The sequence below is a fragment of the Spirosoma aureum genome, assembly GCF_011604685.1.
Lineage (GTDB): Bacteria > Bacteroidota > Bacteroidia > Cytophagales > Spirosomataceae > Spirosoma > Spirosoma aureum.
The window spans coordinates 5,409,954-5,435,192 of sequence record NZ_CP050063.1 but is presented as its reverse complement, the minus strand read 5'-3'; the positions used below and the strand labels follow the sequence as shown (position 1 = coordinate 5,435,192).

General features: G+C 47.6%; 21 protein-coding genes. 12 read left to right on the top strand and 9 right to left on the bottom strand.

Annotation, left to right across the window (positions count from 1 at the left end):
- Window positions 1–24 precede the first annotated feature (24 nt).
- The 6 genes from G8759_RS21665 (at window position 25) to G8759_RS21640 (ending at window position 11,597) form a co-directional block, all read left to right on the top strand.
- Window positions 25–1,095, top strand: coding sequence for a FecR family protein (locus G8759_RS21665; RefSeq protein ID WP_167212311.1), 1,071 nt, complete (start codon window positions 25–27; stop codon window positions 1,093–1,095).
- Window positions 1,096–1,256: 161 nt separating this feature from the next.
- Window positions 1,257–4,730, top strand: coding sequence for a SusC/RagA family TonB-linked outer membrane protein (locus G8759_RS21660; RefSeq protein ID WP_167212308.1), 3,474 nt, complete (start codon window positions 1,257–1,259; stop codon window positions 4,728–4,730).
- 18 nt (window positions 4,731–4,748) lie between these two features.
- Window positions 4,749–6,716, top strand: a complete 1,968-nt coding sequence (locus G8759_RS21655) for a RagB/SusD family nutrient uptake outer membrane protein (protein ID WP_167212305.1) — start codon at window positions 4,749–4,751, stop codon at window positions 6,714–6,716.
- Window positions 6,717–6,823: 107 nt separating this feature from the next.
- The gene (locus G8759_RS21650) at window positions 6,824–8,134 is read left to right on the top strand and encodes a rhamnogalacturonan acetylesterase (RefSeq protein ID WP_167212302.1); all 1,311 of its coding nucleotides are present in this window, start codon (window positions 6,824–6,826) and stop codon (window positions 8,132–8,134) included.
- A 142-nt stretch (window positions 8,135–8,276) separates the two neighbouring features.
- Entirely contained in the window at window positions 8,277–10,091 is a 1,815-nt protein-coding gene (locus tag G8759_RS21645) for a rhamnogalacturonan lyase (RefSeq protein WP_232073894.1), read from the top strand.
- Window positions 10,092–10,268: 177 nt separating this feature from the next.
- Window positions 10,269–11,597, top strand: coding sequence for a rhamnogalacturonidase (locus G8759_RS21640; RefSeq protein ID WP_167212295.1), 1,329 nt, complete (start codon window positions 10,269–10,271; stop codon window positions 11,595–11,597).
- Window positions 11,598–11,668: 71 nt separating this feature from the next.
- Here G8759_RS21640 and G8759_RS21635 read toward each other — a convergent pair whose 3' ends face one another.
- Both G8759_RS21635 and G8759_RS21630 read right to left on the bottom strand, forming a co-directional pair.
- A complete protein-coding gene (locus tag G8759_RS21635) occupies window positions 11,669–12,346 on the bottom strand; it encodes a hypothetical protein (protein ID WP_167212292.1) in 678 nt (225 codons plus the stop codon).
- A gap of 128 nt (window positions 12,347–12,474) precedes the next feature.
- On the bottom strand, window positions 12,475–13,443 hold the full coding sequence (locus tag G8759_RS21630; RefSeq protein ID WP_167212289.1) for a zinc-binding alcohol dehydrogenase family protein: 969 nt from the start codon (window positions 13,441–13,443) through the stop codon (window positions 12,475–12,477).
- Window positions 13,444–13,604: 161 nt separating this feature from the next.
- Here G8759_RS21630 and G8759_RS35710 point away from each other — a divergent pair, with 161 nt between their 5' ends.
- Window positions 13,605–13,778: a hypothetical protein gene (locus tag G8759_RS35710; RefSeq protein WP_197933041.1), complete on the top strand. Its 174-nt coding sequence runs from the start codon at window positions 13,605–13,607 to the stop codon at window positions 13,776–13,778.
- On the opposite strand, the gene G8759_RS21625 is transcribed toward G8759_RS35710, so the two are convergent.
- Entirely contained in the window at window positions 13,734–14,204 is a 471-nt protein-coding gene (locus G8759_RS21625; RefSeq protein ID WP_197933040.1) for an NADPH-dependent F420 reductase, read from the bottom strand. The genes G8759_RS35710 and G8759_RS21625 overlap by 45 nt on opposite strands.
- A gap of 90 nt (window positions 14,205–14,294) precedes the next feature.
- Window positions 14,295–14,903, bottom strand: coding sequence for a Crp/Fnr family transcriptional regulator (locus G8759_RS21620; RefSeq protein ID WP_167212286.1), 609 nt, complete (start codon window positions 14,901–14,903; stop codon window positions 14,295–14,297).
- A 196-nt stretch (window positions 14,904–15,099) separates the two neighbouring features.
- Here G8759_RS21620 and G8759_RS21615 point away from each other — a divergent pair, with 196 nt between their 5' ends.
- On the top strand, window positions 15,100–15,867 hold the full coding sequence (locus G8759_RS21615; protein WP_167212283.1) for an AraC family transcriptional regulator: 768 nt from the start codon (window positions 15,100–15,102) through the stop codon (window positions 15,865–15,867).
- 125 nt (window positions 15,868–15,992) lie between these two features.
- A complete protein-coding gene (locus G8759_RS21610; RefSeq protein WP_167212281.1) occupies window positions 15,993–16,907 on the top strand; it encodes an SDR family oxidoreductase in 915 nt (304 codons plus the stop codon).
- An 18-nt stretch (window positions 16,908–16,925) separates the two neighbouring features.
- Here G8759_RS21610 and G8759_RS21605 read toward each other — a convergent pair whose 3' ends face one another.
- Window positions 16,926–17,300: a winged helix-turn-helix transcriptional regulator gene (locus G8759_RS21605; protein WP_167212278.1), complete on the bottom strand. Its 375-nt coding sequence runs from the start codon at window positions 17,298–17,300 to the stop codon at window positions 16,926–16,928.
- A gap of 82 nt (window positions 17,301–17,382) precedes the next feature.
- On the opposite strand from G8759_RS21605, the gene G8759_RS21600 reads away from it, so the two are divergent.
- Window positions 17,383–18,126: an SDR family NAD(P)-dependent oxidoreductase gene (locus G8759_RS21600; RefSeq protein WP_167212275.1), complete on the top strand. Its 744-nt coding sequence runs from the start codon at window positions 17,383–17,385 to the stop codon at window positions 18,124–18,126.
- A 199-nt stretch (window positions 18,127–18,325) separates the two neighbouring features.
- On the opposite strand, the gene G8759_RS21595 is transcribed toward G8759_RS21600, so the two are convergent.
- Complete coding sequence (locus tag G8759_RS21595) at window positions 18,326–18,997, bottom strand: succinate dehydrogenase cytochrome b subunit (RefSeq protein ID WP_167212271.1); 672 nt, start codon at window positions 18,995–18,997, stop codon at window positions 18,326–18,328.
- Window positions 18,998–19,574: 577 nt separating this feature from the next.
- Between G8759_RS21595 and G8759_RS21590 the strand changes: the two genes are divergently transcribed.
- Together G8759_RS21590 and G8759_RS21585 are read left to right on the top strand one after the other, a co-directional pair.
- Window positions 19,575–20,402: a helix-turn-helix domain-containing protein gene (locus G8759_RS21590; RefSeq protein WP_167212267.1), complete on the top strand. Its 828-nt coding sequence runs from the start codon at window positions 19,575–19,577 to the stop codon at window positions 20,400–20,402.
- A 79-nt stretch (window positions 20,403–20,481) separates the two neighbouring features.
- Window positions 20,482–21,297, top strand: coding sequence for an oxidoreductase (locus tag G8759_RS21585; protein ID WP_167212264.1), 816 nt, complete (start codon window positions 20,482–20,484; stop codon window positions 21,295–21,297).
- Between the two features lie 174 nt (window positions 21,298–21,471).
- On the opposite strand, the gene G8759_RS21580 is transcribed toward G8759_RS21585, so the two are convergent.
- The 3 genes from G8759_RS21580 to G8759_RS21570 all read right to left on the bottom strand — a co-directional run bounded on the left by G8759_RS21580 (window position 21,472) and on the right by G8759_RS21570 (window position 25,235).
- Entirely contained in the window at window positions 21,472–21,810 is a 339-nt protein-coding gene (locus G8759_RS21580) for a YciI family protein (protein ID WP_167212261.1), read from the bottom strand.
- 39 nt (window positions 21,811–21,849) lie between these two features.
- Window positions 21,850–22,188 carry a YciI family protein gene (locus tag G8759_RS21575; RefSeq protein ID WP_167212258.1) on the bottom strand — a complete coding sequence of 113 codons (339 nt, stop codon included), beginning with the start codon at window positions 22,186–22,188 and terminating at the stop codon, window positions 21,850–21,852.
- A gap of 350 nt (window positions 22,189–22,538) precedes the next feature.
- The gene (locus G8759_RS21570) at window positions 22,539–25,235 is read right to left on the bottom strand and encodes a sigma 54-interacting transcriptional regulator (protein WP_167212255.1); all 2,697 of its coding nucleotides are present in this window, start codon (window positions 25,233–25,235) and stop codon (window positions 22,539–22,541) included.
- Window positions 25,236–25,239: the final 4 nt, after the last annotated feature.

The window sequence follows — 25,239 nt, the reverse complement described above, 5'->3', positions numbered from 1 at the left end:
CTTCATGAAAAAGCCCAACGGACCATGAAGGGATGGATAACGTTTACGACTGCTGATGAATTTGCAACAGACCCTACCTTTCGGGATTGGGTGTCATCTGGGCAGTTTGGCCGGCCGGATCATGACTTTACACAGTTTCTGACTGCCCACCCCCAACTGCATTCGCTGGCGCAGCAGGCCGCTGATCTGCTGCGGGTAACCGCTATTCCGGTCGACTATTTATCACCCCAGGAACTGAATGAACAGATTGAGGCTACCTGGAAGAAGGTTAGAAGGGTAGAAGAGGAACGTGACGTTCCGATTAGATCGCTGCACCGATCCTGGTTCTGGCGGGCGGCCGCGGTGCTGCTACTGGTAGGAGGAGTTAGCTGGTGGGCCAGTCGCCCGGTTGCCCCGACCAATCTATCTGCAATACATACCTGGCAGGTGGTTACCAATCAGCAAGCCACAAAGAAGCCAGTGAGCTTGGTCGATGGAAGTGTGGTTTGGTTGTTTCCCGGAAGTACGCTTCGTTACCCGACTATGTTTGCGGCTAATCGACGGGAAGTGACCCTGACGGGGGAAGCTTTTTTTGAGGTTCACAAAAATGCCAGGCAACCGTTTTACGTAAAAACCAGCCAGCTGATCACCCGAGTAGTAGGTACTAGCTTTCTGGTCAAGGTGTTGCCGCAAAATAAAGGGACTTTAATCCAGGTGCGCACTGGGAATGTGCTGGTATACCGGAACTCAGCCGCTGCCTCCACTGAACGTCCCATTTCGCTGCGGGCGAATGAAGAGCTACGGGTGGTTCGCAGTCAGGAGCCGTTCATTACCCAACGGATCAAACAACCTTCAGCACTTTCTGAACGGCTCAATGAACAACAATTTGAGTTCAGCGAAGTGCCCGTATCCGACGTACTTGATGCACTGGCCAAAGCATATGATATGCCCATCGATTTCGATCCGGCTGCGTTTCGAAACTGCCTGATTACGACAAGTTTATCCGATGAACCCCTAACAGAGAAGCTGACCATTTTAGCCGAAACCATTGGGCCCGATACGCGAGCGGAGTTAATCGGTAATCGCATTCGACTGACGGGCTCCGGCTGTCCCTAACTTAACCTATAACCCTCTAAAAATGCAATAAATCCTGATAAAAAAGAAGCCACCGATGTTGCTGCACCGATGGCTTCGGGTCCCCACTGAGTTGCTGCTCAATTGCGTTCCGGGAGGGAATGCTGGGACTGGTTTCGCTAGGCTACAAACCTTTACAAAACATGAACAAGTCTACAAAAAATTACCGACGAATCGTCGGCACAGGATTTTATTTGATGAAAATTTCGGCATTGCCCCTCTTGTTGTTGGGCTGGTTTGCTTCCGTATCAGTGGCTTATCCGCAACGCGGGCTGGAGCTGTTGACCCGCCGGATCAATCTGCGGGCGGAGAAAATACTCCTGCGTGAGGTTTTACGCCAGATCAGTCAGCAGGCCGATGTCCGTTTCTCCTATAACAACCGATATATCCCTGTGGAGAGTCGGGTGAATGTCGTATCGGTCAATGAACCTCTGGGTGAACTGCTCGACCGACTCCTTCAGCCCCTTAGCGTTGGGTATACTGTTTATTCCCGGCTGATTGTTCTCAAACCGTTACCCACGTTGGAAACCTCATCGGCCGAAGGGGCGCTGGATGGGTCGGCCATGATTCTGGATATGACCATCACGGGCCGGGTAACGGATGAAAACAATTCGCCCATGCCGGGTGTCAATGTGGTGCTGAAAGGAACAACCCGTGGAACAACGACCGATGTAGATGGACGCTACCGACTGACTGTACCTGAAGGGGCTACCAACACGATGGTATTTTCGTTGGTGGGCTATGCATCACAGGAAGTAGTTGTCGGCGCGCAAAGTTCACTGGATATCAAGCTATTGCCCGATAATAAAACGCTTAGTGAAGTTGTGGTTGTCGGGTACAACACGGTAAAACGAACCGATGTAACATCTTCTGTGGTGAGCGTAAGTGCCGAAGATATTCGGTCAAGGCCGGTCGCGAATGCGTTGCAGGCTATTCAGGGCAAAGCCGCCGGGGTTGATATTACCTCCAATGAGCGACCCGGTGAAATGGGCAGCATTCGAATCCGGGGTAATCGCTCGTTGACGGCCACCAACAATCCACTCTACGTGGTGGATGGCATACCACTATCGTCGGGTGGTATTGAGTTTATCAATCCGAATGATATTGAGGCCATAGACATTTTGAAGGATGCTTCGGCAACCGCCATTTACGGGTCCCGTGGAGCTAATGGCGTAGTTGTCGTCACGACCAAACGGGGTAAAAGTGGACGTTTAGCCCTTGAATACGTCGGCACTTCCACCTTTGAGCAGATTCAGGACCGGCAACAGATGATGAATGCGGCTCAATACATCGACCTAAGAAGAGATGCCTATCGCCGGATCAACTACATCAACACATTGGCGGGGAAAACAACCCCTGCGGGCACCGGTTACCCGGATGGACCCAGTCAGGTAGACGATCAGCGTATTTTTGGCGGTGACGCCTACGCGCTGGCTAATGTCAACAAAGGGTGGGTCAACGGGACCTGGAACGGTGACCTGGTTCCCACAACAGACTGGACGGGCTTAGTAAAACGTACGGGTATCACGCAGGATCACATCATCAGCGCCAGTGGCGGAACCGACAAAATCAAAGCCTACGGGTCATTCGGGTATTTGCGCCAGGAAGGCACCCAACTCGGGCAGGACTACACCCGCTACAGTGCGAAAGTAAGCGTTGACGTCAATCCGGTAAAGTGGTTTAAAATGGGCGGAACGCTGGACGGAACGTTCAGTAAACAGAATTACGGCTTTTCCTCGACCAGTACATCAGGAGCTGGCAGTCTGTATGCAGCCGCCAAAGGGATGTTGCCATTTGCCCAGCCTTTTGACGCCAATGGCAAGCGGATCAATCTACCCGGCGGTGATATTACCATCCTCAATCCGATCGGGGAAGACGAATACAACATCAATTTGCGAAAGGTAACCCGGGCTGTGGCTTCTCTCTACGGAGAGGTTACAATTATGGATGGACTTCGTTATCGGGTAAACTTCGGTCCTGATTTTTATTACAACAATAACGGCCGTTGGATGGACCAGAACTCGATCAACCGGGGAGGAGGTGAGCCGGGGTCTACCAATTACGCCCAGCTCAACAATACCAATAATTTTTCCTGGTCGCTGGATCACCTGCTTTACTTCGACAAGACGTTTGGTCAACACAGCATCGGCCTGACCTTTTTGCACAATGCCACCTCATACCGGCAGGAAACCTCGTCGATGACGGCTACTAAATTGCCCTATAACAGCCAGTTGTGGTATCAATTGAACTCGGTGAGTGCGTTGGATGGATTCGGTAGTAACCTGGTTCAATCCTCACTGCTTTCTTACATGGCCCGGGCGAATTACAGCTTCAACAGTAAGTACATCGTAACCGCATTTGGTCGATGGGATGGTGCATCCCAACTGGCGCCGGGGCATAAGTGGGATTTCTTCCCCTCGCTATCGGTAGCCTGGCGTCTGGATCAGGAGAACTTCATGAAAACCGTTCCCTGGGTCGACGAACTGAAAGTACGCGTAGGCGTTGGTGAGACCGGGAATGCCGCTATCAGCCCTTATTCGACGCAGGGTGTCCTGCAAACCCTGTACTATACCTTTGGCAGTTCCGTGCAGGCGGGCTATGTTTCGTCGGATGCCACGCTGGCCACTCCCATCTCCTTTCCCAACCCCCAACTGGGCTGGGAGCATACCCGGCAATATAACCTGGGAATCGATTTCAATTTGTTCAAAGGCCGTGTCAATGGTGCGTTGGATCTCTATACCTCCCGAACGACCGATCTACTGCTGCTGCGGAATATTCTTTCGATTAACGGCTACACGACTTCCCTGGCCAATGTTGGTGAGACTTCTAACCGGGGCGTTGAACTGACAGTAAACACGACCAATATTAAGTCGCGTCAGTTCGAATGGAACACAACCATCAACTTCGCCACCAATAAAGATCGCATTGTCAGCCTGGCCAATGGACCCGTAGATGACATCAATAACCTCTGGTTTATTGGGCAGCGGCTGAGCGTTTACTATGATTACGCGAAAGAACGGATCTGGCAGAACACGCCCCAGGACCTGGAAGAAATCCAGAAATATGCCGCCAATGGACAAACATTCCGTCCCGGCGATATCAAGGTGGTTGACCAGAACAAAGATTATAAAATTGATGCCAATAACGATCGGGTAATCCGGGGCAGCAGTAGCCCAAGCTGGACAGGAGGCATCACGAATACGATTACCTATAAAGGGATTCAATTATCGGCGTTCATTTTCTCGCGCTGGAAATTTATGGTTCAGTCGGGGGGACAAACGTTGCAGGGACGGTATGCCCAGCAACTGGTAAACTACTGGACGCCTACGAACCCGACCAACGACTATCCTGCCCCCAATTACAATAGTGCCGCAGGTGATGCTTTCGTGAATTCCCTGAATTATCAGGATGGTTCGTTTATCAAGATCCGGAACATCACCTTAGGCTATTTCATCCCGACGAATGCGGTTCAAAAAATTGGGCTATCGCGGGTAAAGGTCTACGCCCAGTTGCTGAATCCCGGATTGATCTACTCGAAAATCAGTTGGCTCGATCCCGATACGGGACTTTCCAATTTCAACCGAGGGCTTGTCTTCGGCCTAAACGTAGGATTTTAACCCCTTAAGCGAACTTTCATGAATCTTCGATATATCTATAAAATAGTCCTGACAGCAGGTTTGCTGACCGGGGCAACCGCCTGCAAAGAAACCTTTCTGGAAGAAAACCAGATTACGCTGTTAACGACCCAGAACTTTCAGACGGCCAGCGGCCTGGACGGACTGTCGATTGGCATGTACCAGAGCTTACGCTTTCATTTTAATTACGAGTGGGCCTACTCGACGACCAATTATGGTACCGACGAATTTACCGTTGGTGGCGATCGTACTGAGCAAATGTTCAACTCGTATGATGCTAATCTCAACTCCCAGAATGGCGACATATCCACGGTGTGGGATAATATGTACGAGAATATCAACTCGGCCAACATCATGATTCAGAATGTGCCTACCTATTACGGAGGAGGTGCCAATGCCAATACCCGGTCAGGCGAAGGCTACTTTATGCGCGCATTCGACTATTTTAAGCTGGTCAGGCAATTTGGGGGTGTACCCTTAAAACTGGTTCCTTCGACCAGTATTGAAGAGGAGTTTGCCAGAGCAACAACCCAGCAGGTTTATGATCAGATCGTTGCCGACTTTACCCAGGCATATGATTTACTCCCAGCCTCGGTCAGTGAAGCCGGACGACTCACCAAATGGGCGGCCGCTCATTTTCTGGCGAAGGCCTATCTGTACCGGGCCAGCGAAATCAACAGCGACTGGAACAGCAACACGAAGAATGCTGACTTACAAAACGCCATCAAATACGCCGATCTCGTCATCAACACCAGTGGTCACACGTTGGCAACGAACTTTAGCGACTTATGGAATTTCAGCGCGATAGACGGTCCGAACGAAACCAATAAGGAAATCATTTTGTCCGCTCAGTTTTCCGGTAATACGGCTACGCAAGGCCGATATGGCAATCAGGTGCATTTGTACTATCCGTCGATCTACCAGACTCTGCCGGGTATGCAACGGGATATTCCCGGCGATCGGGAGTTCCAGCGGTTACGCACGACCGATTACGCGACCGATGTTTTCGACCGGGTGAACGATTCCCGTTTTTGGAAAAGCTTTAAAACCCGCTATCTATGTAATCGGCCTTCTTCGGCCCCAACCTGGACGGCCGCAACCGCTCCCAATCCGAGTTTGGTTGGCAAGCCCAAATTTGCCGGTGGTGAAGAGGCTGTTTTGTATATAGTGAATTCGGCTGGCGATTCGCGCTATACGGCTACAGGCATTACGTTACGGGCCCCGACGATGTATGTCCGGTATTTTGCCGGGCAGGCCGAAAATATGCTGGGTGGTCATGGCAACTATACCACCAGCCAGTACCTGTCCTTGTCCAAGTTTTTAGATGGCTCGCGGAATGCCGTAGCTTCGCAGTTTGGGCAGCGGGATGGTATCCTGGCCCGTCTGGCAGAAACCTATCTGATTGCTGCGGAAGCCTACGGCCGTTTAGGTCAGTATGTGGCTGCACTTCCCTATCTGAATAAAGTTCGCGATCGGGCGGCCTATAAAGCAGGAGAAGACCGTTCGGCTTATGTCGATGGGGGGCTGTCGTACAAAAACAATACGGCTGCCAACACGGCTCAATTCGTTTCGTACTCGGATAAGAACACGTATTTCGAATCCAATAACCTGACGGCAACCACTGCGAGCACGCTCGATGCGATGCATCTGAACAGTGCAACCGATATTTTTGGTGCCACCAACCAGTTCTATACGAAGTTAGGGGCAACCTCGCAGGCTGATCAATTCATTGCCTTTATGCTCAATGAACGCTCGAGGGAGTTATTGGGTGAATTAATGCGATGGGAAGACTTGTCGCGTACCCGAACGTTAGTGGCCAGAGCGACTGCCTTTAATGATGAGGCTAAACCGATTGCGCCAAAACATTTACTGCGCCCGCTTCCACAGAAATTTCTGGATGGGGTGAAACAGGGTGGTTCCATTTTAACAGCCGACCAAAAGACGGCAATGCAAAATCCCGGCTGGTAAAATCAGTTGACCAGAAGCAGGTTTATATAGCTGCCTCTGGTCAATGAACACCTGTCAGCAAAATGGCAAACACTTGAGATTCAACTTAGAAAGAAAAAGGTTTTTCCATGAATCAATTCATAAACGGCCTTATCTGCTGGCTAGTCTGGGGAAGCTGGCTCATCACTCATCTGGCTGCTGGTCAAACCTTTACTTTTGGAGCGCAGGTGAAAAAGGGATATACTATAGTGGATACCTCGGTGCGCTACCAGTCTGCCAGAGGTTATGGCTTTGATTTAAATACATCTGCTCAGTTGATAAACCGGTCGGCCACGAATGGGTTTGTTACAAGTAGCCAGCCGTTTTATTTTTCGGTAGCGGTGCCACAGGAGGGGAATTACAAGGTTACTGTAACCCTGGGCGATACACAGGATCGGAGCCTGACAACCGTAAAAGCCGAATCCCGACGACTCATGCTCCATCACGTGGCCACGCAAAAGGGAGAAATCAAGCGGATTAGTTTTGTGGTGAATATACGCAGGCCGGAAATTAGTACGGGTGGACGCGTTAGCCTAAAACCTCGGGAAGTTGGAAAACTGGACTGGGATGATAAGCTTACCCTTGAGTTTAGTGACGGGCGTCCCTGTGTAAATGCCATTGAGATAGAGAAAACAGATACTCCCATCACCGTTTATCTGGCGGGAAATTCCACCGTAGTTGATCTGGATGAGGAGCCCTGGGCGGCCTGGGGTCAAATGATACCGTGTTTTTTTGGACCAGGCGTTTCCATTGCCAATCATGCCGAATCGGGCCTGAGTCTGGGAAGTTTCTCAAACAGTCACCGGTTAGACAAGGTGCTTAGTGTAATCAAGCCCGGCGATTATCTATTCATTGAATTTGGCCACAACGATCAGAAGGAAAAAGGGCCACAGGATGGGGCCTACCAATCGTACACAGAACGACTGAAGCTATTTGTTTCGAAAGCGCGGGAGCAGGGAGCCCTTCCCGTGATTGTTACCTCAACGGCTCGCCGATCGTTCGATGTGTATGGGAAATCGGTCAACACGCTGGGCGATTATCCGGAAGCCGCCCGTGAGGTGGCCAAACAGGAAAACGTGCCCCTGATTGATCTGAACCGGATGACTACCGCGTTTTACGATGCACTGGGTGTTGAGAACTCTAAAAAAGCACTGGTACACTATCCGGCCAACACGTTTCCGGGGCAAAATCAACCCCTGGCCGATAATACGCACTTTAACCCATATGGCGCGTATGAACTGGCCAGGTGTATTGTAGAAGGGATCAAAGCCAGTAACCTGGGGTTAAAAAAATACGTAATAACTATGCCGACCTTCGACCCGGCTCATCCTGACCCGGTGGAAGGTTTCTACTGGCCACCAAGCCCTAACCAGTCAACCCTCAAGCCGGATGGCAACTAAACGCTATACACCTGATTACTATAGAACTACATTACGCCCAGCCTATCTTAGGCTGAACCAAAGGCAGTCTTCCTGTTGGCTGTTGTTTCTTTACCTGTTGCTTTTTTTGCTGCTTCCAGATGAGCTTCATGCACAGCGGTTGATGGAAAAACTAAATCGTGGATTAGTCGCAGTTCGGCAGGATAGTCAGCACGTATTTGTGAGCTGGCGACTGCTTGTCACCGATCCTGACAATGTTGCGTTTAACCTATATCGAACCGTTAAAGGAGGCAAGCCATTTAAAGTAAACCAACGTCCCTTAACAGGAGGTACTAATTGCGTCGATACGAATGCCCCGATCCAGCAGGATGTCGTATATAGTATTCGGGCAGTTATTGCAAATGGAGAACAGAAACCGGAAGATACCTATAGGCTGTTGGCGAGTGCGATTTATCCTTATATAACGATTCCTCTAAAAACGCCTGCCGGTTACACGCCCAACGATGCCTCGGCGGCTGATTTAGATGGCGATGGTACGTACGAACTGATTCTACATCAGGTCAGCCGGGGCCGCGACAACTCCCAGAAAGGAAGGACTGATCCACCGATTCTGGAAGCTTATAAGCTGGATGGAACCTTACTTTGGCGCATTAATCTGGGGCATAATATCCGGGAGGGTGCACATTATACCCAGTTTATGGCGTATGACCTGGATGGCGATGGACGGGCTGAACTGGCGTGCAAAACGGCCGACGGTACGCTAGATGGATTAGGGAAAGTAATTGGTGATTCAACCCGGCACTGGGCCAAAACAGACGGACCGCTGGAAGGTAAAATTCTGGATGGCCCTGAATTCTTTACCATCTTCGATGGAAAAACCGGGGCTGCCCTGGCCACGACTGATTACATTCCCTCGCGCAACCCGACCGACGGCTGGGGGGGCATTGGCGGGATCGGTGGCAACGATAACAATGGCAACCGGGTCGATCGCTTCCTGGCGTGCGTGGCTTACCTGGATGGTAAACTACCCAGCGTTGTGATGTGCCGCGGCTACTACGGCCGCACCGTATTGGCTGCCTGGGACTGGCGGAGAGGTAAATTGACATCCCGTTGGGTATTTGATTCGCAACAATCGGCGGACGGATTTTCCGGCATGGGCAATCATAATTTAACGGTTACGGATGTCGACAACGATGGCAAAGACGAACTAATTTACGGTTCCATGTGCGTCGATGATAACGGGAAAGGTCTGTTTACGACGAAACTACGCCACGGCGACGCCCTGCACGTGTCTGACCTCGATCCGGCCCGGCCAGGGCTCGAAGCCTGGGGAATCCACGAAAATGAAGCACCCATACCGGGTTATGAAAAAGGGTATGGAGCAGCGCTTTACGATGCACGAACCGGCGAAATTCTCTGGGGAGCATTTCCTGGGCAGGATGTAGGTCGTGGCGTGGCCGAAGATATTGATCCGGGCAATCCAGGCGCTGAATTGTGGTGGTCAGGTTCGAATGGACTGTTCAGCACTAGCGGAAAACGAGTTGGTGAAAGTCCCGCGTCGGCCAATTTTCTGGTCTGGTGGGACGATGATTTAACCCGTGAACTACTCGATGGAAACCACATTGATAAATATAATCCTTCTGGTCCGGCAGCCCGGTTGCTAACTGCCGAGGGCTGTTCGTCGAACAACGGTACGAAATCAACTCCTGCTCTCAGTGCTGACCTGTTCGGTGACTGGCGGGAAGAGGTAGTGCTTCGAACCGAAGATAACCAGAGTTTACGCATTTATACCACCACGATTCCCACTCAACACCGGTTATACACACTCATGCAGGACCCGCAGTATCGACTGAGTATTGCCTGGCAGAACGTGGGGTATAACCAGCCGCCCCATACCAGCTTTTTTCTGGGTCACGGAATGAAAAAACCACCTCGTCCAAAAATCACCCTGATCTCACCCGCCCCAGCGACCCGATAACTAGTCCTGGGCTCGTGGCACGATCAAAGGAATCGGTAAGGAATGAGACTTTACTCGCCAAAAAGCACGAAATCTTGCTTTCGTTGGTCTAAACGTGAAAGGGCAGGAGAGTCGACTTCGTAAAGGTGAGCATATTGCCTGCTTATTACCCAATCTTGTGGCCAGAACCTAATCAATATGAAATCAATAGTAGTTGCACTGGTTTGTACGGTGTTGGTAAGCGTACAACTTAGGGCGCAAAACGTGGTGAAAGCGTCGTTTCCGGATGGAAGCCCCATCAGTAGCTGGTTTACGACGATCCGAAAAGTAAGCCTTACCCAACTCGGAAAGCCGTATGTGATTACCAGTTTTGGCGTAAAAACCGATAGTACACTAGTACAGACCGAGGCTATTCAAAAGACCATTGATAGGGCAGCTCAGCAGGGCGGGGGCGTAGTCGTGATCCCCAAAGGTACGTTCATGAGTGGGGCTTTGTTTTTCAAACCCAAAACCCATCTGCACCTGGCAGAAGGGGCTTTTCTGAAGGGGTCCAACAACATTGCCGACTATCCAAAATTGCCGTCGCGAATGGAGGGCCAAAGTCTGGATTACTTCGCTGCATTGGTTAATGCCTATCAGGTCGATGGCTTTACCATTTCTGGAAAAGGGACAATTGATGGCAATGGGTTGCGCTTTTGGGAGGCTTTCTGGGCCAGACGTAAGGAAAATCCTAACTGTACGAATCTGGAGGTTTCTCGTCCGCGCCTGGTTTTTATCTGGAAATGCAACAACGTTCAGGTTCAGGACGTAAAACTGCACAATGCAGGTTTCTGGACAAGTCATTACTACCAGTGCCAGAACCTGAAAGTGCTCGATGCACATATTTATTCGCCCTACAAACCGGTAAAAGCGCCGAGTACGGATGCCATTGATCTGGATGCCTGTTCCAATGTACTGATTAAAGGATGTTACATGTCGGTCAATGATGATGCAATTGCACTAAAAGGTGGCAAAGGTCCATGGGCCGACCGTGTGCCCAACAACGGAGCCAACACCAATATCATCATTGAAAATTGTGAATTTGGCTTCTGTCATTCGGCTCTTACCTGCGGCAGCGAAGCGATTCATAACCGGAACATTCTGATGCGAAACTGCCACGTAAGCGAGGCCAGCCGGGTGTTATGGCTTAAAATGCGACCCGATACACCACAGCTTTACGAATATATTGCGCTCGAAAACATAAAAGGGCAGGCCCATAGCCTGCTGTATGTGAAGCCCTGGACGCAGTTTTTCGATTTACAGGGGCGTCCAGACGTACCACTTTCTTACTCCGATCATGTAAGCCTCAAAAATATTGAGCTTAGCTGCGATACATTCTTCGACGTTGCTATTTCAGAACACGACAAGCTCTCCAATTTTTCATTTGAGAACTTCGTGGTGGAAAGCAAAAATGCGGCTATCGACAAAAAGGTAGTCAACGGGTTTACGCTCAAAAACGTGAAAGTCAATGATAAAATCGTTCAGTAAGGTTGCTGTTGCGAGGTCAGGTCTAACTATGATTGCAAATGGAGGTTGAGAGCAGCTATTTCAGGTCGGGTTTACGGCTGTTTGGTAATTTTCAGGTCTGTGAAATAGCCTTCCGTTCCTACTTCAACCCACAGGCCGATACCGCCAGATGAGGTAGCGCCGTGCTTCATGTCCTTCACGATCAAACAGGGTTGTTTTGTATCGTTCACATATAACCTCGCTTCCTGCCCGTTGACGACAATTTTTAGGGTAATCCACTCATTCAGTGCCATATCTGCATACGATTCGTATCGTTCCGGCGCTTCTTTTCGCAGGCGATCAAACGTATAACCAGGGTAGGAGAAATATTGAACGGAATGGTTACGCCTGACCTGATCATCTGACCTGCCATTGGTCGGGCGGATATACATACTCTCGAAGCTTGAATTGGCCTCGTTGATCCGAAACGCAACGCCGATAAAGCCACGCGCTGATTCTGGAGCGTTCTTTAGCAATCGACTCAACACCTTTACCTCAATGGTTCCATTGGTAAAGTCTACGTCTTTTATTCGGACAAACGTAGGTTCATCAATCTTTTTCACCGTAGAGTCCTTCACAACTTTGAGGGCTTCTTTACCCATTACTCGTTCGAACGACATTGATACCAGATTAGGCATCAGTCTATCCTTCTTCAGCTTAATCGCCTGTGCATGTAAGTTGTTGAAAATAAGTACAAAAATGCTTAGTAAGGTAAGTAGGCTACAGTTCATAGTATAGATTGTTTGGTGCTATTTCAGTTCAGTTGTTTTGCTTGGATCCGTGCCACGGTTTGTCAGCGCTTCAGGGGTAACAAACCGTGGCACGGATCCAAGCAAAACAACTCTAGTTATAGAATCGGTTAAGGAAGCACGACCAGTTTACCGGCTGCCTGGTTACTGTCCATAAATTGGTGAGCCTCCACGATCTGATCAAGCGTAAAAGTCCGGCTGACGGCGAGCTTTACTTGTCCCGCTTCGATCTGACGGATGAAGTCCTGAAATACCGCCGTCGGGCTGGTAATCTGGCCACTGTCGTAGGTGGTCAATCGCACTGTAGCGGGAATGAAATCTATCGGGGCAAAATCGGGAATCGTCCAGTTTTCAGCCAGCATTCCACTCATACAGCCAGTGCCACCGGGTTTGAGACAAAGAAGCGAGTCGTGCAGGGTCGATGTACCCACCAGTTCAAGTACCTTATCGATACCCTCCGGATAAATAGCTCGAACGGCCTCATTCAGTCGCCCATTATCAATCAATACATGTGTGGCCCCATTAGTACGCAACGCATTTTCTTTCTGTGCGTTACGTGTCGTTGCCAGTACGGCCAGTCCCGCGAGGCTTGCAAGTTGGGTCGAAAGCATGCCCACCGACGAGCTTCCCCCACGAATCAGCAGGGTTTCGCCAGGCTGTATACCCAGGGCCGGATACAGCGAGCCGTACGCCGTTTGAAACATTTCGGGAATTGCCCCCAGCACCTCAAAAGGGAGCGTGCTTTGGAATGGACGTAGCAGGTGCTTAGGCAACAGGGTGAATTCGGCATAGCTTCCATCGAAATCCCGGCCCATCCCGCCCATCAGGGCCATTACCTGCTGGCCTTTGGCATATTGATCAGAGGGGTCATCGACTACCTCCCCAACACACTCGATGCCGAGTATCCGGGGGAACTGAACGCCGGGCGATAACCCTTTTCGGGTCATCAATTCCGAGCGGTTCAGGCCGAAAGCTTTGACCCGGACCAGCACCTGCCCTTCCGAAGGAAGCGGAATGGGGCGCTCCTCTACCTGGAGAACGGCAGGTGAACCCGGACGATGGATGACGACAGCTTTCATGAGTACGCGTTTTACTGCTCTAGAAAAGGTACAATATTCGCCCAAACGGCCGGAAAATTTACAAGAAATACTGGATGGGGTGCTCGTGAGCAATAGTTGCTGGATTAAAGCTTTTCTTTTGCTTCAGCTAACGTAACTGTTTTGCCCAAGGCACCAAATTCGTGCAGATCACCGAATACTTCCAGGCGGATGGACTGATCAATACCACCTACGCGAAGGGGCTCAAAACCCGAATCGACAATGAGTTCGTCGATGGTAGCATTGATGCTCCGATCGTCGGTAGCATAGAATTAAACGGCCAGTTCGGGCTTCTGGCCAGAAGCCTGAGCCAGTGAAGCCGCTCCTAATGTGCCCAAGGCTTTCGCTAGCTTAGCTTCTTTGGGTAAGAGCCCTGAAAGAATTTGTCCTGCTGACTGGGCTTCACCGATCGTTTTGACGAAACCGCCCTTTCCATCGCGAGCAATTGGGTTGGAAGGATCAACGATGATTTTTCCTTTTAGTTGGGAAGTATATTGTTGGAAAAACGCCTGAATGGGGGGAACCCAAATGGTCAGGATAATCACATCGGCTTCCCCGATTGCGGCCGTGATCGCTAAGGGACGAGCAAGATTGCCTTGCTCATTGGCAAGGGTTTGTGCCGTTGATAACGCACGTGCTGACAGAATTACCGACCGATTTCCTTTGGGAAAAATGGTGGCCAGTACACGGCCAATAGTGCCCAGTCCAATGATAGCGACTTTCGATTCTGCGCTGATTGCCATGGTATTACGTTGATTTAATGACCAGGCAAAGGTCCGGCAGATTACCAGGTTCGACCAATAAGGTATCTTAAGAAATAGGCTTAAACTAGTTTAAGGGTGAGGCTGGGTGGAAGCCAGGTCTTTCCTGATTTTGCTCAGAAATTCAGGGGTAATGCCCAGATAAGAAGCGATTTGGGTATTGGGCAGTCGTAGGGCTAATGTTGGGTATTGTTCCAGAAAAGTTAGATAGCGTTCCTGAGCCGTTGAACTGATCGATTGCAAGACACGGTTCTGGAGTTCTACATATTTGTTCTCAATAATGACTTTGAAGATTCGGTCAAGCTTGGGGATGTTCGTGTAGAGAAAATAAAGGTCCTGCTTTTCGATTTGCAGCACCACGGAAGGCTCAATGGCTTCAATAAATAACCCGCTGGGCTGGCCGGAATGAAAGCTGCCGATATCGGCGATCCACCGGTCCGCCGGGCGGTCATTTTCGGCCGCAAATTGCAGGTTATGTTCGGTTCCTTTCTGGTCAACGGCAAATAGCCGAAAGCAGCCCTCAACCACGAACGAATAGTGTTTGCAGGGAAAACCCTCCTGTAATAGTGTTTGCCGGCGTCGAATCGAACGCTGGGTAACTCGTTCTTCTAGAACATGTTTTTCAGTCTCCTTGAAAGGAATAAAACCCTCAAAGTGGTCGATCAGTGGCTGAAGATTCAAGGTGTAGCAGGTAAAGTAAACGATGTAAAGATGACTACTTATGCGCTAAAAAAGTTCGTTTTCGCTAAATTGCCGAAAGTAGGAGTGCACTTGTTTGGACCGAAATTTCACGAATGAGTGCATGGCCGGATTGATCGTCAAACGCTATCAGTGAGCGACCTTCAAAGCAACTGACCGTACTAACTGACAATATCGAATGAAATACCAGGAGTATTGTCCGGCATCAGATCTTCTCCCTTTTGTTGACTGTTACTGGACCCTCCGGACAGAAAACCTGCCAGTAGCTTCCAGCAGACGGGTGATCCCTGATATATGCACTGATGTTATTGTTAATTTAGGGGAAGAAATACAGATCTGGAACGGGGAAACGCACCGGTTGAAGTCTGAAAAACCTTACCTGATTGGTACCATGACTACGTTTCAGCACATGTTGCTGCAACCTGGCACAAACCTGGCAGGCATTCGGTTTAAACCCTTTGGACTAAGTACCCTCCTGGGTATCCGGCAGCAGGGAATGGCAAACAAGATCGAAGAATTTGACCGAAATGAATTCCCACTGGATTGCGGACATTTTCAGCCGATTGGCGCTGGTCAGGAACGTCACGACGGTTTCGCGAAACTAAATAGCTGGTTACGACGCCAAATCAATGGCGAGGATAACGCTTTGATAAACAGGCTGATTGGTACTTTGCTCAAGGCACAGGGGCGAATTGCTGTAAGGGAACTAGCCGATCAATATGCAACTTCGGAAAGGCAACTGGAGCGGAAATTTGGAGAAAGCTTAGGCGTTTCGCTGAAAGAGATCTGTAATTTGATCCGGTTTCAACATGCATACCAGCTAGTCAGCCATAGGAAGGAGCAGAGTCTGCTTGATATTGCGTTTGAGGCAGGCTATTACGATCATGCCCATCTGACCAGGCACTTTAAGCGCTACGCTGGTTATCCACCCTCTCAAATTGGTTAACGGCTGACCTGTTTTTGTCGTTTTTGTACAAAGAATACCGTTTACGAGGCTTTTATATTTGCCCAAAAGTCGGCTAAAAAACGGCTTTTACTTGTTCAAACGACTATTTTTTGATAGATAGACCGATGGAAAAAACACTAGAGGGAAACGTAGCTTTAGTCGCGGGAGCTACGCGAGGAGCCGGGCGTGGCATTGCTGTGGAATTAGGTAGAGCAGGGGCTACCGTTTACGTGACAGGCCGTACGACCCGATCGCAACAATCAGAATACGGCTTACCTCAAACGATCGAAGAAACGGCTGAAATGGTCACCCAGGCCGGGGGTAAAGGCATTGCGGTTCAGGTCGATCATTTAGTACACGAAGAGGTCAAACGGTTGATTGAACAGATTGATCGGGAAAGCGGCCAACTCGATATTTTGGTCAATGACATTTGGGGAGGAGAATTTCTGGCCGAGTGGCATAAGCCGGTTTGGGAGCATTCGCTCGAAAAAGGGTTACGGCTACTTCGTTTAGCGATCGATACCCATATCATCACCAGCCACTTTGCCTTACCATTGCTGATTCGTAAACCAGGTGGTTTGGTCCTCGAACTAACGGACGGAACTGCCGATTATAACCGGTCTAACTATCGCATATCCCTATTTTATGATTTAGCGAAATCGTCGGTGATTCGCTTAGCCTGGGCTCAGGCCAAAGAACTGGAGTCTTTTGGCTGTACAGCAATTGCCCTGACACCGGGCTGGTTACGTTCCGAGATTATGCTCGATATTTTCGGGGTAAGCGAAGCGAATTGGCAGGACGCCTTACATAAAGAACCGCACTTTGTGATTTCAGAGACGCCGTATTTTGTTGGCCGGGCTGTAGTAGCCTTAGCCACAGATCCAGACCGAAATCGTTGGAATGGTTTATCTACGTCCAGCGGGCAACTGGCTAAGGAGTATGATTTTACGGATGTCGATGGTTCCCAGCCCGATGCCTGGCGTTATGTGGTTGAAGTACAGGATGCCGGTCTGCCAGCAGATGCTACCGGGTATCGGTGAGTAAAGCTTAACTACTCCCTACATTTTCAGTCGTTCCCTATGCTGTTTACCCCATTTGATCATCTCCAGAATAATGTCGCCGAATGACCAGCAATAATCAGTTGCCGTATACTCGACCAGTACTGGCGTTGTTGGCGTTACCGTTCGGCGAATCAACTGATTGGTTTCCATCTCCTTTAGTTCACGGGACAGCATTCGGGTCGTGATTCCTGGAATACTTCGTTCTATATCCCGGAACCGTTTATTCCCGTTACAAATCGAATTGATGATCGGCAATTTCCATTTGCCACCGATCACATAAATCGTATCCTGTAAGGCCTGGACTTCCTGGCGCTGATTACGCGGATTGGACAAAACTTCGTTGACCAGTTCAAGTCGCTTTTCTTCCTGCATAGCTGGTATACTTGATTATACTGGTAACAAAGTTATACCAATTGGTGCATAGTTTTGCAGTCATTAAACCATTTTTATGTTTATGGACCATCTAACAGGAAAAATAGCGCTGGTAACCGGCGGGAATAGCGGAATTGGTTATGCTGCGGCCAGTGAATTAAAACAGCAGGGTGCGCAGGTAATCATTACAGGCCGACGAAAAGAAGCGGTAGACAAGGCTGCTGACGAGTTGGGCGTTGTGGGCCTTGTGGCCGATCAGGGGCAGGTTACCGCCATCGAAGAACTGGCGGCTTTTGTGAAGGACAGCTATCATAAAATTGATATACTATTTATCAATGCAGGCGTACTGGGGGGTGACAGTATTGAACAGGCAACCGAAAAAGCATTTGATAACGTGATCGGGGTCAATTTCAAAGGGGCTTATTTTACACTAAGTAAATTTATACCGTTGTTAAATGACGGTGGGTCTGTCGTATTTCTTTCGTCAAATACAGCCAGCATGAATAGGGCAAACTCGTCTATTTATTCCTCCAGCAAGGCTGCTCTGAATGCCGTTATGCGGATAGCTGCGGTCGAATTGGCCCCTCGCAAGATTCGAGTTAACAGTGTAAGTCCGGGCCCGATCCAGACTGAGATTCTGAGCAAACAGGGCTATAGTGATGAGCAGTTACTGCAGTTGAATGAGTGGATGATTGATAGCATACCACTTAAGAAAATTGGTAAAGCCGAAGATGTCGGGAAACTGGTTGCTTATTTCACTAGTGACGCTGCCAGCTTCATTACGGGTGCTGAACTTATTATGGATGGCGGCATGAGCTTAACGTAATAAGTTGACTCAGTGGGTTAAAACAAACCGGAGCAGATTCAAGAATTCGCTCCGGTTTTGCTTTTGGACAGATTTGCTTCACTATCTGGTTACAACCGATCCATAATCGCTGCCTGTCCCAGCCTCCTTTTTTGCTCAGATTGGGAGCGGCTACCTTTACTCACAGGTTTATATAATGCGTCGCACCTGACCATATAACCTATCGTATCCAGTGAAAGTAAATAGATACCGGCATCAAGGCGAGCACAAACGATACAATTATTGAGAAGGCGGTTCCTGAGAAGGCTATCCAGGAATTGTATTTCAGGTGATTAAAACCCAGGGACTGAAAAGAACTTCTAAATCCGTGCAGCAAATGCCAGAAAAGAGAAAAACAACCCGCTACGTAGATAAGGACTTCGAACGGATTTTGAAATTTTTCAAGCATCATTTCATAAAGGGGTAACTCCTCCCCATGTATAAATTGGTTCGTGCGGTTAGGAATCCAGAAATTAGAGGTATGAATCACAAGAAACAGCAAAATGAGTGTTCCTAACAAGGCCATACTCCGGCTATACCAGGTGCTACTAGCCGAGTCTTGCCTCGAAAAATAGCGAACAGGACGTGCATTCCGATTTTGTTTCCAAAGTAATAAACCCTGAATGATGTGCACTAAAAAGCCAATTACCAGGACTATCTCAATCGTACGAATGATCGGATTCGTGGCCATAAAATGGGCCCAGTGAGTGAATGTTTTGCCGCCATCATTATAAAAGATCATCGCATTAATAGCGCAGTGAACGACCAGGAAACTTATAAGAAATAATCCAGTCAGTGCCATTACCATTTTCTTACCAATGGAACTTGTTACTAATTCGTTGACCCAGCTCATCGTATTTTTGGGAGATATGGTTTTTTGCTGATTGCTGCCAGCTCGAATTTTTATCAGGTTATCTATACGTACAATTGCTGTGCCGATTGGGTAATAGTCAGACAATTAGAGAGTTATCTTGGTTTCTTTTTCTTCTAATTACACTTTATTTCGCCAATTAACTGGCCCTTTTACGAAATAAAGTAGAACGCCCAGTGGCATTAACGCTCCTGACAAAGCACATGCCAGGATGGGAAATGGCTTTCAAGCGCGTAAAAACGAACTTTACTTTAAAATGATCCGTAGAAATTGACTTCCTGTAATTGGATAAGTGTTGTCATTTTGAATAACTCCAAACTATTAACGGTATCCTGTTTGTTTCGACACTGATCCGAAAGCTTCAGAATCGCTCTTTTCAACGTCTAGTACCATGTTTTAGCAACTGGATTGTTTAGTGGCACGCAAATAGTCAATTTCATTGCTGGATAGAAATACTAACTGTTTCAGCCATGCAATCTTCCCTTTGTTCATGATACATCACTTAACAGAAACTGCCTTGGCATGTCATTATAAACTACCTGTAGAGAAATTACACTTTATGAGAATGAATAAAGACATGCAGATAACACAAACCGGCCTGTTTTTTGCCTGTAATGGAACGAACGAAGCGGTTTTTGAAGAGCTTATACCCGAACATATGCTGACACATGTGTATGGAGGGCGAGTTTCCGTAACAACGGCGGATAAGACGTTTTCGCTTTCTGCAGGACAAACCGCTTTATTTGCCCGAAATCAGTTGGTTAAATTCACGAAATTACCAGAAGGTGATAGCCCCTACACGGCCGTAACCTTATTTTTTACTCAACCTTTTTTACAACAGTTTTTCACAACCATACCGCTACCGAAACGATCAGCAAGCCATCCTTCGGTTGTGCAGATTGCGCCACATCCGCTACTGGCAAATCTGTTCGACTCTATCGCACTATATGCAAGTCTGAATGAGGAAGTTATACCAGACGAGTTGGCTTTACTCAAAGTAAATGAGGCTATTACTCTGCTTAGAATGCTTGATCAGCGCGCGAATAATCTGCTTTCCGATTTTTCTGAACCGCACAAAATTGACCTGGCCGATTTTATGAACAAGAATTTTATGTTTACCATTTCGATACCAAGATTTGCCTATCTGACTGGCAGAAGTCTGGCTACGTTCAAGCGGGATTTTCAAAAAATATTTGGTATTGCACCCCAAAAATGGCTCACCGAAAAACGTCTGGAATACGCCCATTTCCTGATTGCAGAAAAAAAGCAAAAGCCATCGCAGGCCTACATCGAAGCCGGATTTGAAAACTTTTCGCACTTCACCTACGCCTTCAGGCAACTATATGGCTATACACCTTCCTCAATTTCTGAGCCGGTCAACAAATAAATGTTGAGCCTTTGAACACAATAGCGTAGAACGTACTACTCTATTTTTGCCTATCGTTAAAACTTGATTTACAAGGCAAATGGTCAATAAAGTAGTATTAATTACGGGCGCTTCTTCAGGCATGGGAAACGCAACCGCTAAGCTTTTGGCTGAAAGCAATTACATCGTTTATGGAGCAGCCAGAAGAATCGAAATGATGAAGGAGTTAAAGCAGCTAGGGGTGAAAATTTTGCAAATGGACGTTACTGATGACCGCTCCATGCAACAGGGTGTTGATGAGATTATTAAAAATGAAGGTCGCATTGATATTCTGATCAACAATGCCGGTTTTGGTTCGTTTGGTGCACTGGAAGATGTGCCGATGGCCGAGGCTAAATATCAAATGGATGTCAATGTATTTGGTCTGGCTCGTTTAATCCAACTGGTTTTGCCGTATATGCGTAAACAAGGGTCCGGTAAAATTGTCAATATTACCTCAACCGGGGGAAAACTGGCTAGTCCGCTGGGAGGGTGGTATCACGCCAGTAAATTTGCGGTCGAAGCCTTGAGCGACAGTTTGCGAATGGAAGTCAAGCCATTTGGTATCGATGTTATCGTTATTGAGCCGGGCGGGGTGAAATCTGAATGGAATGATATTGCCATGAAGAATTTACACGATGTATCAGCCGGAAAAGCTTACAGTCAGACCGCCGAAAAAATCAGTAACCTCGCCTATAAAGTCAAATCTAAAAGTGCAGAACCAGAGGTAATTGCTAAGTTGATACTTAAAGCCATAACCACTCAAAACCCCAAAACAAGATATTATGGGGGTTATATGGCCGGAATAGTTTTATTTCTAAAAAAGATACTTTCAGATAAGCAATTTGACCAGTTAATGTTGAGCCAGATGAACTAAGACGGCTGCTAACAAGGTCAGGTGGGTCGAATCGCATGAACTCAATCTGTCAACCTCACAATGTGAGGTTGACAGATTGAGTTCATGCGAAATCATAGTAAATCAGTAGGGATTTGATTGCCTGGTTACACACCAAAACCAGCAACATAAACACCCTCTGGTAGCCATATTTAGTCAATTTCCCTGGCGGATCTCTACAGTACCTCCTATGTCAAAGATTGGGCAGTTTCTTGCCACATGAATGGCCGCTTCGTAATCACTGGCTTTTATAATGGTTAACCCAACAATCGATTCGTTCAACTCATCATACGCGCCATCGACGTCGGCATTCCCCTGCCGGATCACCTTACCCTGCGGGTCCAGCCATTGGACTGGCCAGGCCAATAGGTCTTGCCCAGCCAGGTTATTAAACCATTCCTGCCATTGATTCATGTAAACTTGCGTTACCTCCGGAGAAGGTTGTCCGTCTTTTGTTTTGTAATCACTTCGGAAAAGCAAAAGAAAATCAGTCATCTAGTTCAATTTAGTGGGTATCGGAATTGCCTGACTAGCTCAAGTTAACATACGTATTTCGACGGTTCCGTCTACTTCCAGGATGGGTGCATTTTTTGCAATTTCTTCGGCTTCACGGTAATCATGGGCGCTGATAAAAATTAAACCGATCACAGAACTATTGCTTTCCAGATAAGGCCCGTCTGTCACTGTCTCGTCCTGATTTAGTACCACTCCCTGCATATCCCATCGTTGAACTGGCCTTGTCAATTTGTTGAGGGCAGCCAGGCTTAGAAACCAATCCTGCCAGTGTTTACGAAGCGTTGACTGTGCTTCCCCTGTAGGTTGTACTTCCTTTAGTGTATAATCCCTTCGAAATATCAATACAAACTCGTTCATTTTCTTTAGGTGGCTGATTGCAGTTTTGAAACCGTACCCATTTGTACTGAATAGACCATATTGCGGACTTGCCAGACTCTACTGACTAAGCTCTATCTTTATGATCTTTACCAGAAATAGGCAGTTCTGACTTTATATGTATTTACAATACCCATGCCACATAGTCAAGTGATTGAATGATAGTGAATTATGGCTTATTGTGAGTGCTTTTTTACGCGATATTTAGCGAATCGGCGATCATATTCACTAAATTCAGTTAACCTTTATAAGCTATTCGCTGATAGCAACCATTTTGTTAATTGATGAAGAGTTAGAATCTAGGGCCAGTTTTATAAAGCCTACTTTATCGATTATTTTGTGAAATAGTCGGACTTTACAATAGCCAGTTTTTTAATCTTGGAATGTAGTGTCGTAGCGGGAATCGCTAAAAACTCAGCGGCTCCACCTGTGCCTGAAATCTTTCCGTTAAACCGCTTGAGCACCTCAATGATATACGAGCGTTCAACTTCATGAAGTGTTCGATTTGATAAATCGACCGTTTCTTCACGTTCATTTCGATTTTTGGGTAAATGAATTTCCTGTAGAACCGTTCCACTCGTTAACAGCACACTTCGTTCGATCAGGTGTTCAAGTTCTCTGACATTTCCCGGCCACGAATACACTTTTAGTTCCTGGATCACTTTGGGGGAAATCGCATTTACTTTTCGTCCGGCGTTCTTGCTGTACCGATTAATGAAGAAATTGGCCAATGGCGCTATGTCCTCGATTCTATTTCGTAAGGGTGGTAGCTGAATAGGAAATACATTGAGTCGGTAATATAAATCAGATCGGAACCTGCCTGCTTTGACTTCCTCTTCCAGATTCCGGTTGGTGGCCGCAATAATACGCACATCAACTTTAATCGTGCTCTTTCCACCAACTCTTTCCAGCTCTTTCTCCTGGAGAACCCGTAACAATTTAACTTGAGACTCCAGAGGCATCTCTCCAATCTCATCCAGAAATAACGTGCTGTTATTGGCCAGTTCAAACTTGCCAATCCGTTTGTCAAGGGCACCCGTAAAGGCTCCCCGCTCATGGCCAAATAGCTCACTCTCAATTAGATTGGCAGGTAAAGCTGCGCAATTAACCTTAATCATAAGCTTATTTTTCCGGGGCGATGCATTATGGATGGCGCGTGCAATCAATTCTTTGCCGGTGCCGGTTTCGCCCAGCAATAAAACGCTCGATGACGATTCAGCCACCAGTGATATCAGATGATACACTTTCTGCATTTCGGGACCGCTACCGATGATGTCCGAAAAATTATAGAGGGTTTTTATCTGTTCTTTCAGGTGATCATTTTCGACTTCCAGCAATTGTTTGTAGGTCAGCACTTTTTCATTCGCCCTGATATTCGATATGGCGATTGATATCTGAGCGCAGATTCCTTTCAGAAGGCTCAGATTAATATCGTCGGTTAATAGCCAAAGCGTACCCTGATCGACGTGTCCGACGCGAAGAGCGGCCCCGTAGGCATTCTTAAAGCCTACTTTTTTCCATAACTGGACGTATTGAGCACTATTTCCTTTTTTTTCCTCGGCCTCAATATTAAAAATAACGGGTTCACTGCTGGTAAGCACCCGGGCAGAAAGGTATTCGTGAATAGTTATATTTTTAGATGCGAGTTGATTAAAGTTCTCTTCTATACCGACAAACATTGCTTTGTCATACATATAAGGAGTCAGCGTTATCCCATCATCGTCGAGGATTCGTATCATGGCCAGCCTTATATTCAGGACTCGCTGTAAGACGCTGGAAATGGCCACTTCTAAATCTGCCTTTGTTCGGACACCCGCTATATCCTGACTAAAATCGAGCAAGAACGATTTTTCACTTTCCTTGTTGAGCAGCTCCTCATTGGCTGAAATATTACTTGCTGCTGTTGACAACTGGCTGGATATGCGCTCTATAATGTGAATGGCAGACGGATCAAATGTGCCGAGCTGATCCGAAAATAGAATTAAGCTGTGTTTGTGCGGGTGGTCACCCGGAAGGACTTTAATCAGCATTTCCCTGGCACCAGCCGTGTAATTGAGCTTAAACCAAAGCGGAGCCGCGTTGATGTCAAACGATTTCATATCGAGAACCAGCGGTCTGTCGGAAAGCAGGGCTACATCATAGATTCCATCCTGTACCCGGTTCGGTGTGCTAATCGCTTCCGTATAATTTGAATATTCTGTATACCGTGATTCGGAATCGGTCAGAAACGCCATGTACGTTTGGTCCGTTTCATCCAAAATCGTCATGACACTATGCGTGAAATTGATTAACTTCTTGAGGCTATGGTTGATGACAGTTAATAAATCCTTCCGATCACGAACCATTACCATATCGTTACTTAACGAAAGTAAAACTTCATTGGTCCACTCTTTATGCCCGATTTCTTCGTACTTAATAATATTGGAAACTGCGCTCGAAATCTGTGGTGCAATCCCCTTTATAATGCGCTTAAATTCAGGAGTAAAACTATCTGTCCTATCCGAATAAATATGTAAGAAACCCATGGTTTGCATCTTACTCTTCAGGGGTGTCATCAGAATTTCCCGGATGCCAACGTCGTAATTTGCCCGCAGAAATGAAGGACTATCAGGAGCCTGTATAAGCTCTTCCAGCAAAAAAGACGAAGGCTCACCGGAGCTGATCACTTGCCGAATAAACGGCTCATGGAGCGTAAAATGCTTATTGATTAACGAACCATATTCTTTGTGGTTTTTAATTGGCGACGAAGCCGGATCAAGGAGAAAGGCTGAATAATTTTCCTGCTGAGAATCGATCAGGGTAACAATGGCATGGGTAAAATAAAATAGCCCTTTTATTCTGGACGAAAACAGGATTAGCAGGTCGTTTTTTTCTCGAACCTTCGTGATGTCATTTCCTAAATCCAGCAGAATATCCCGATCCCGTTCAAGCAGGTCGATTTGGTTTTGCAATGCTTCTACCGCAACATCGCCCGGCCTGGTTCGGGATGGCTTTTCATCAACTGGGTCAAGCGTTTTTGACTTTTTCATAGGA

Excerpts from the sequence above, each read along its gene's own strand:
- G8759_RS21585 (WP_167212264.1), top strand. The coding sequence starts at position 20,482 with ATGGTCAATAAAGTAGTATTAATTACGGGCGCTTCTTCAGGCATGGGA.
- G8759_RS21595 (WP_167212271.1), bottom strand. The coding sequence starts at position 18,997 with ATGAGCTGGGTCAACGAATTAGTAACAAGTTCCATTGGTAAGAAAATG.
- G8759_RS21575 (WP_167212258.1), bottom strand. The coding sequence starts at position 22,188 with ATGAACGAGTTTGTATTGATATTTCGAAGGGATTATACACTAAAGGAA.
- G8759_RS21600 (WP_167212275.1), top strand. The coding sequence starts at position 17,383 with ATGGACCATCTAACAGGAAAAATAGCGCTGGTAACCGGCGGGAATAGC.
- G8759_RS21665 (WP_167212311.1), top strand. The coding sequence starts at position 25 with ATGAAGGGATGGATAACGTTTACGACTGCTGATGAATTTGCAACAGAC.
- G8759_RS21655 (WP_167212305.1), top strand. The coding sequence starts at position 4,749 with ATGAATCTTCGATATATCTATAAAATAGTCCTGACAGCAGGTTTGCTG.
- G8759_RS21610 (WP_167212281.1), top strand. The coding sequence starts at position 15,993 with ATGGAAAAAACACTAGAGGGAAACGTAGCTTTAGTCGCGGGAGCTACG.
- G8759_RS21645 (WP_232073894.1), top strand. The coding sequence starts at position 8,277 with ATGGAAAAACTAAATCGTGGATTAGTCGCAGTTCGGCAGGATAGTCAG.
- G8759_RS21590 (WP_167212267.1), top strand. The coding sequence starts at position 19,575 with ATGAGAATGAATAAAGACATGCAGATAACACAAACCGGCCTGTTTTTT.
- G8759_RS21640 (WP_167212295.1), top strand. The coding sequence starts at position 10,269 with ATGAAATCAATAGTAGTTGCACTGGTTTGTACGGTGTTGGTAAGCGTA.
- G8759_RS21630 (WP_167212289.1), bottom strand. The coding sequence starts at position 13,443 with ATGAAAGCTGTCGTCATCCATCGTCCGGGTTCACCTGCCGTTCTCCAG.
- G8759_RS21580 (WP_167212261.1), bottom strand. The coding sequence starts at position 21,810 with ATGACTGATTTTCTTTTGCTTTTCCGAAGTGATTACAAAACAAAAGAC.
- G8759_RS21635 (WP_167212292.1), bottom strand. The coding sequence starts at position 12,346 with ATGAACTGTAGCCTACTTACCTTACTAAGCATTTTTGTACTTATTTTC.
- G8759_RS21650 (WP_167212302.1), top strand. The coding sequence starts at position 6,824 with ATGAATCAATTCATAAACGGCCTTATCTGCTGGCTAGTCTGGGGAAGC.
- G8759_RS21605 (WP_167212278.1), bottom strand. The coding sequence starts at position 17,300 with ATGCAGGAAGAAAAGCGACTTGAACTGGTCAACGAAGTTTTGTCCAAT.
- G8759_RS21615 (WP_167212283.1), top strand. The coding sequence starts at position 15,100 with ATGAAATACCAGGAGTATTGTCCGGCATCAGATCTTCTCCCTTTTGTT.
- G8759_RS21570 (WP_167212255.1), bottom strand. The coding sequence starts at position 25,235 with ATGAAAAAGTCAAAAACGCTTGACCCAGTTGATGAAAAGCCATCCCGA.
- G8759_RS21625 (WP_197933040.1), bottom strand. The coding sequence starts at position 14,204 with ATGGCAATCAGCGCAGAATCGAAAGTCGCTATCATTGGACTGGGCACT.
- G8759_RS21660 (WP_167212308.1), top strand. The coding sequence starts at position 1,257 with ATGAACAAGTCTACAAAAAATTACCGACGAATCGTCGGCACAGGATTT.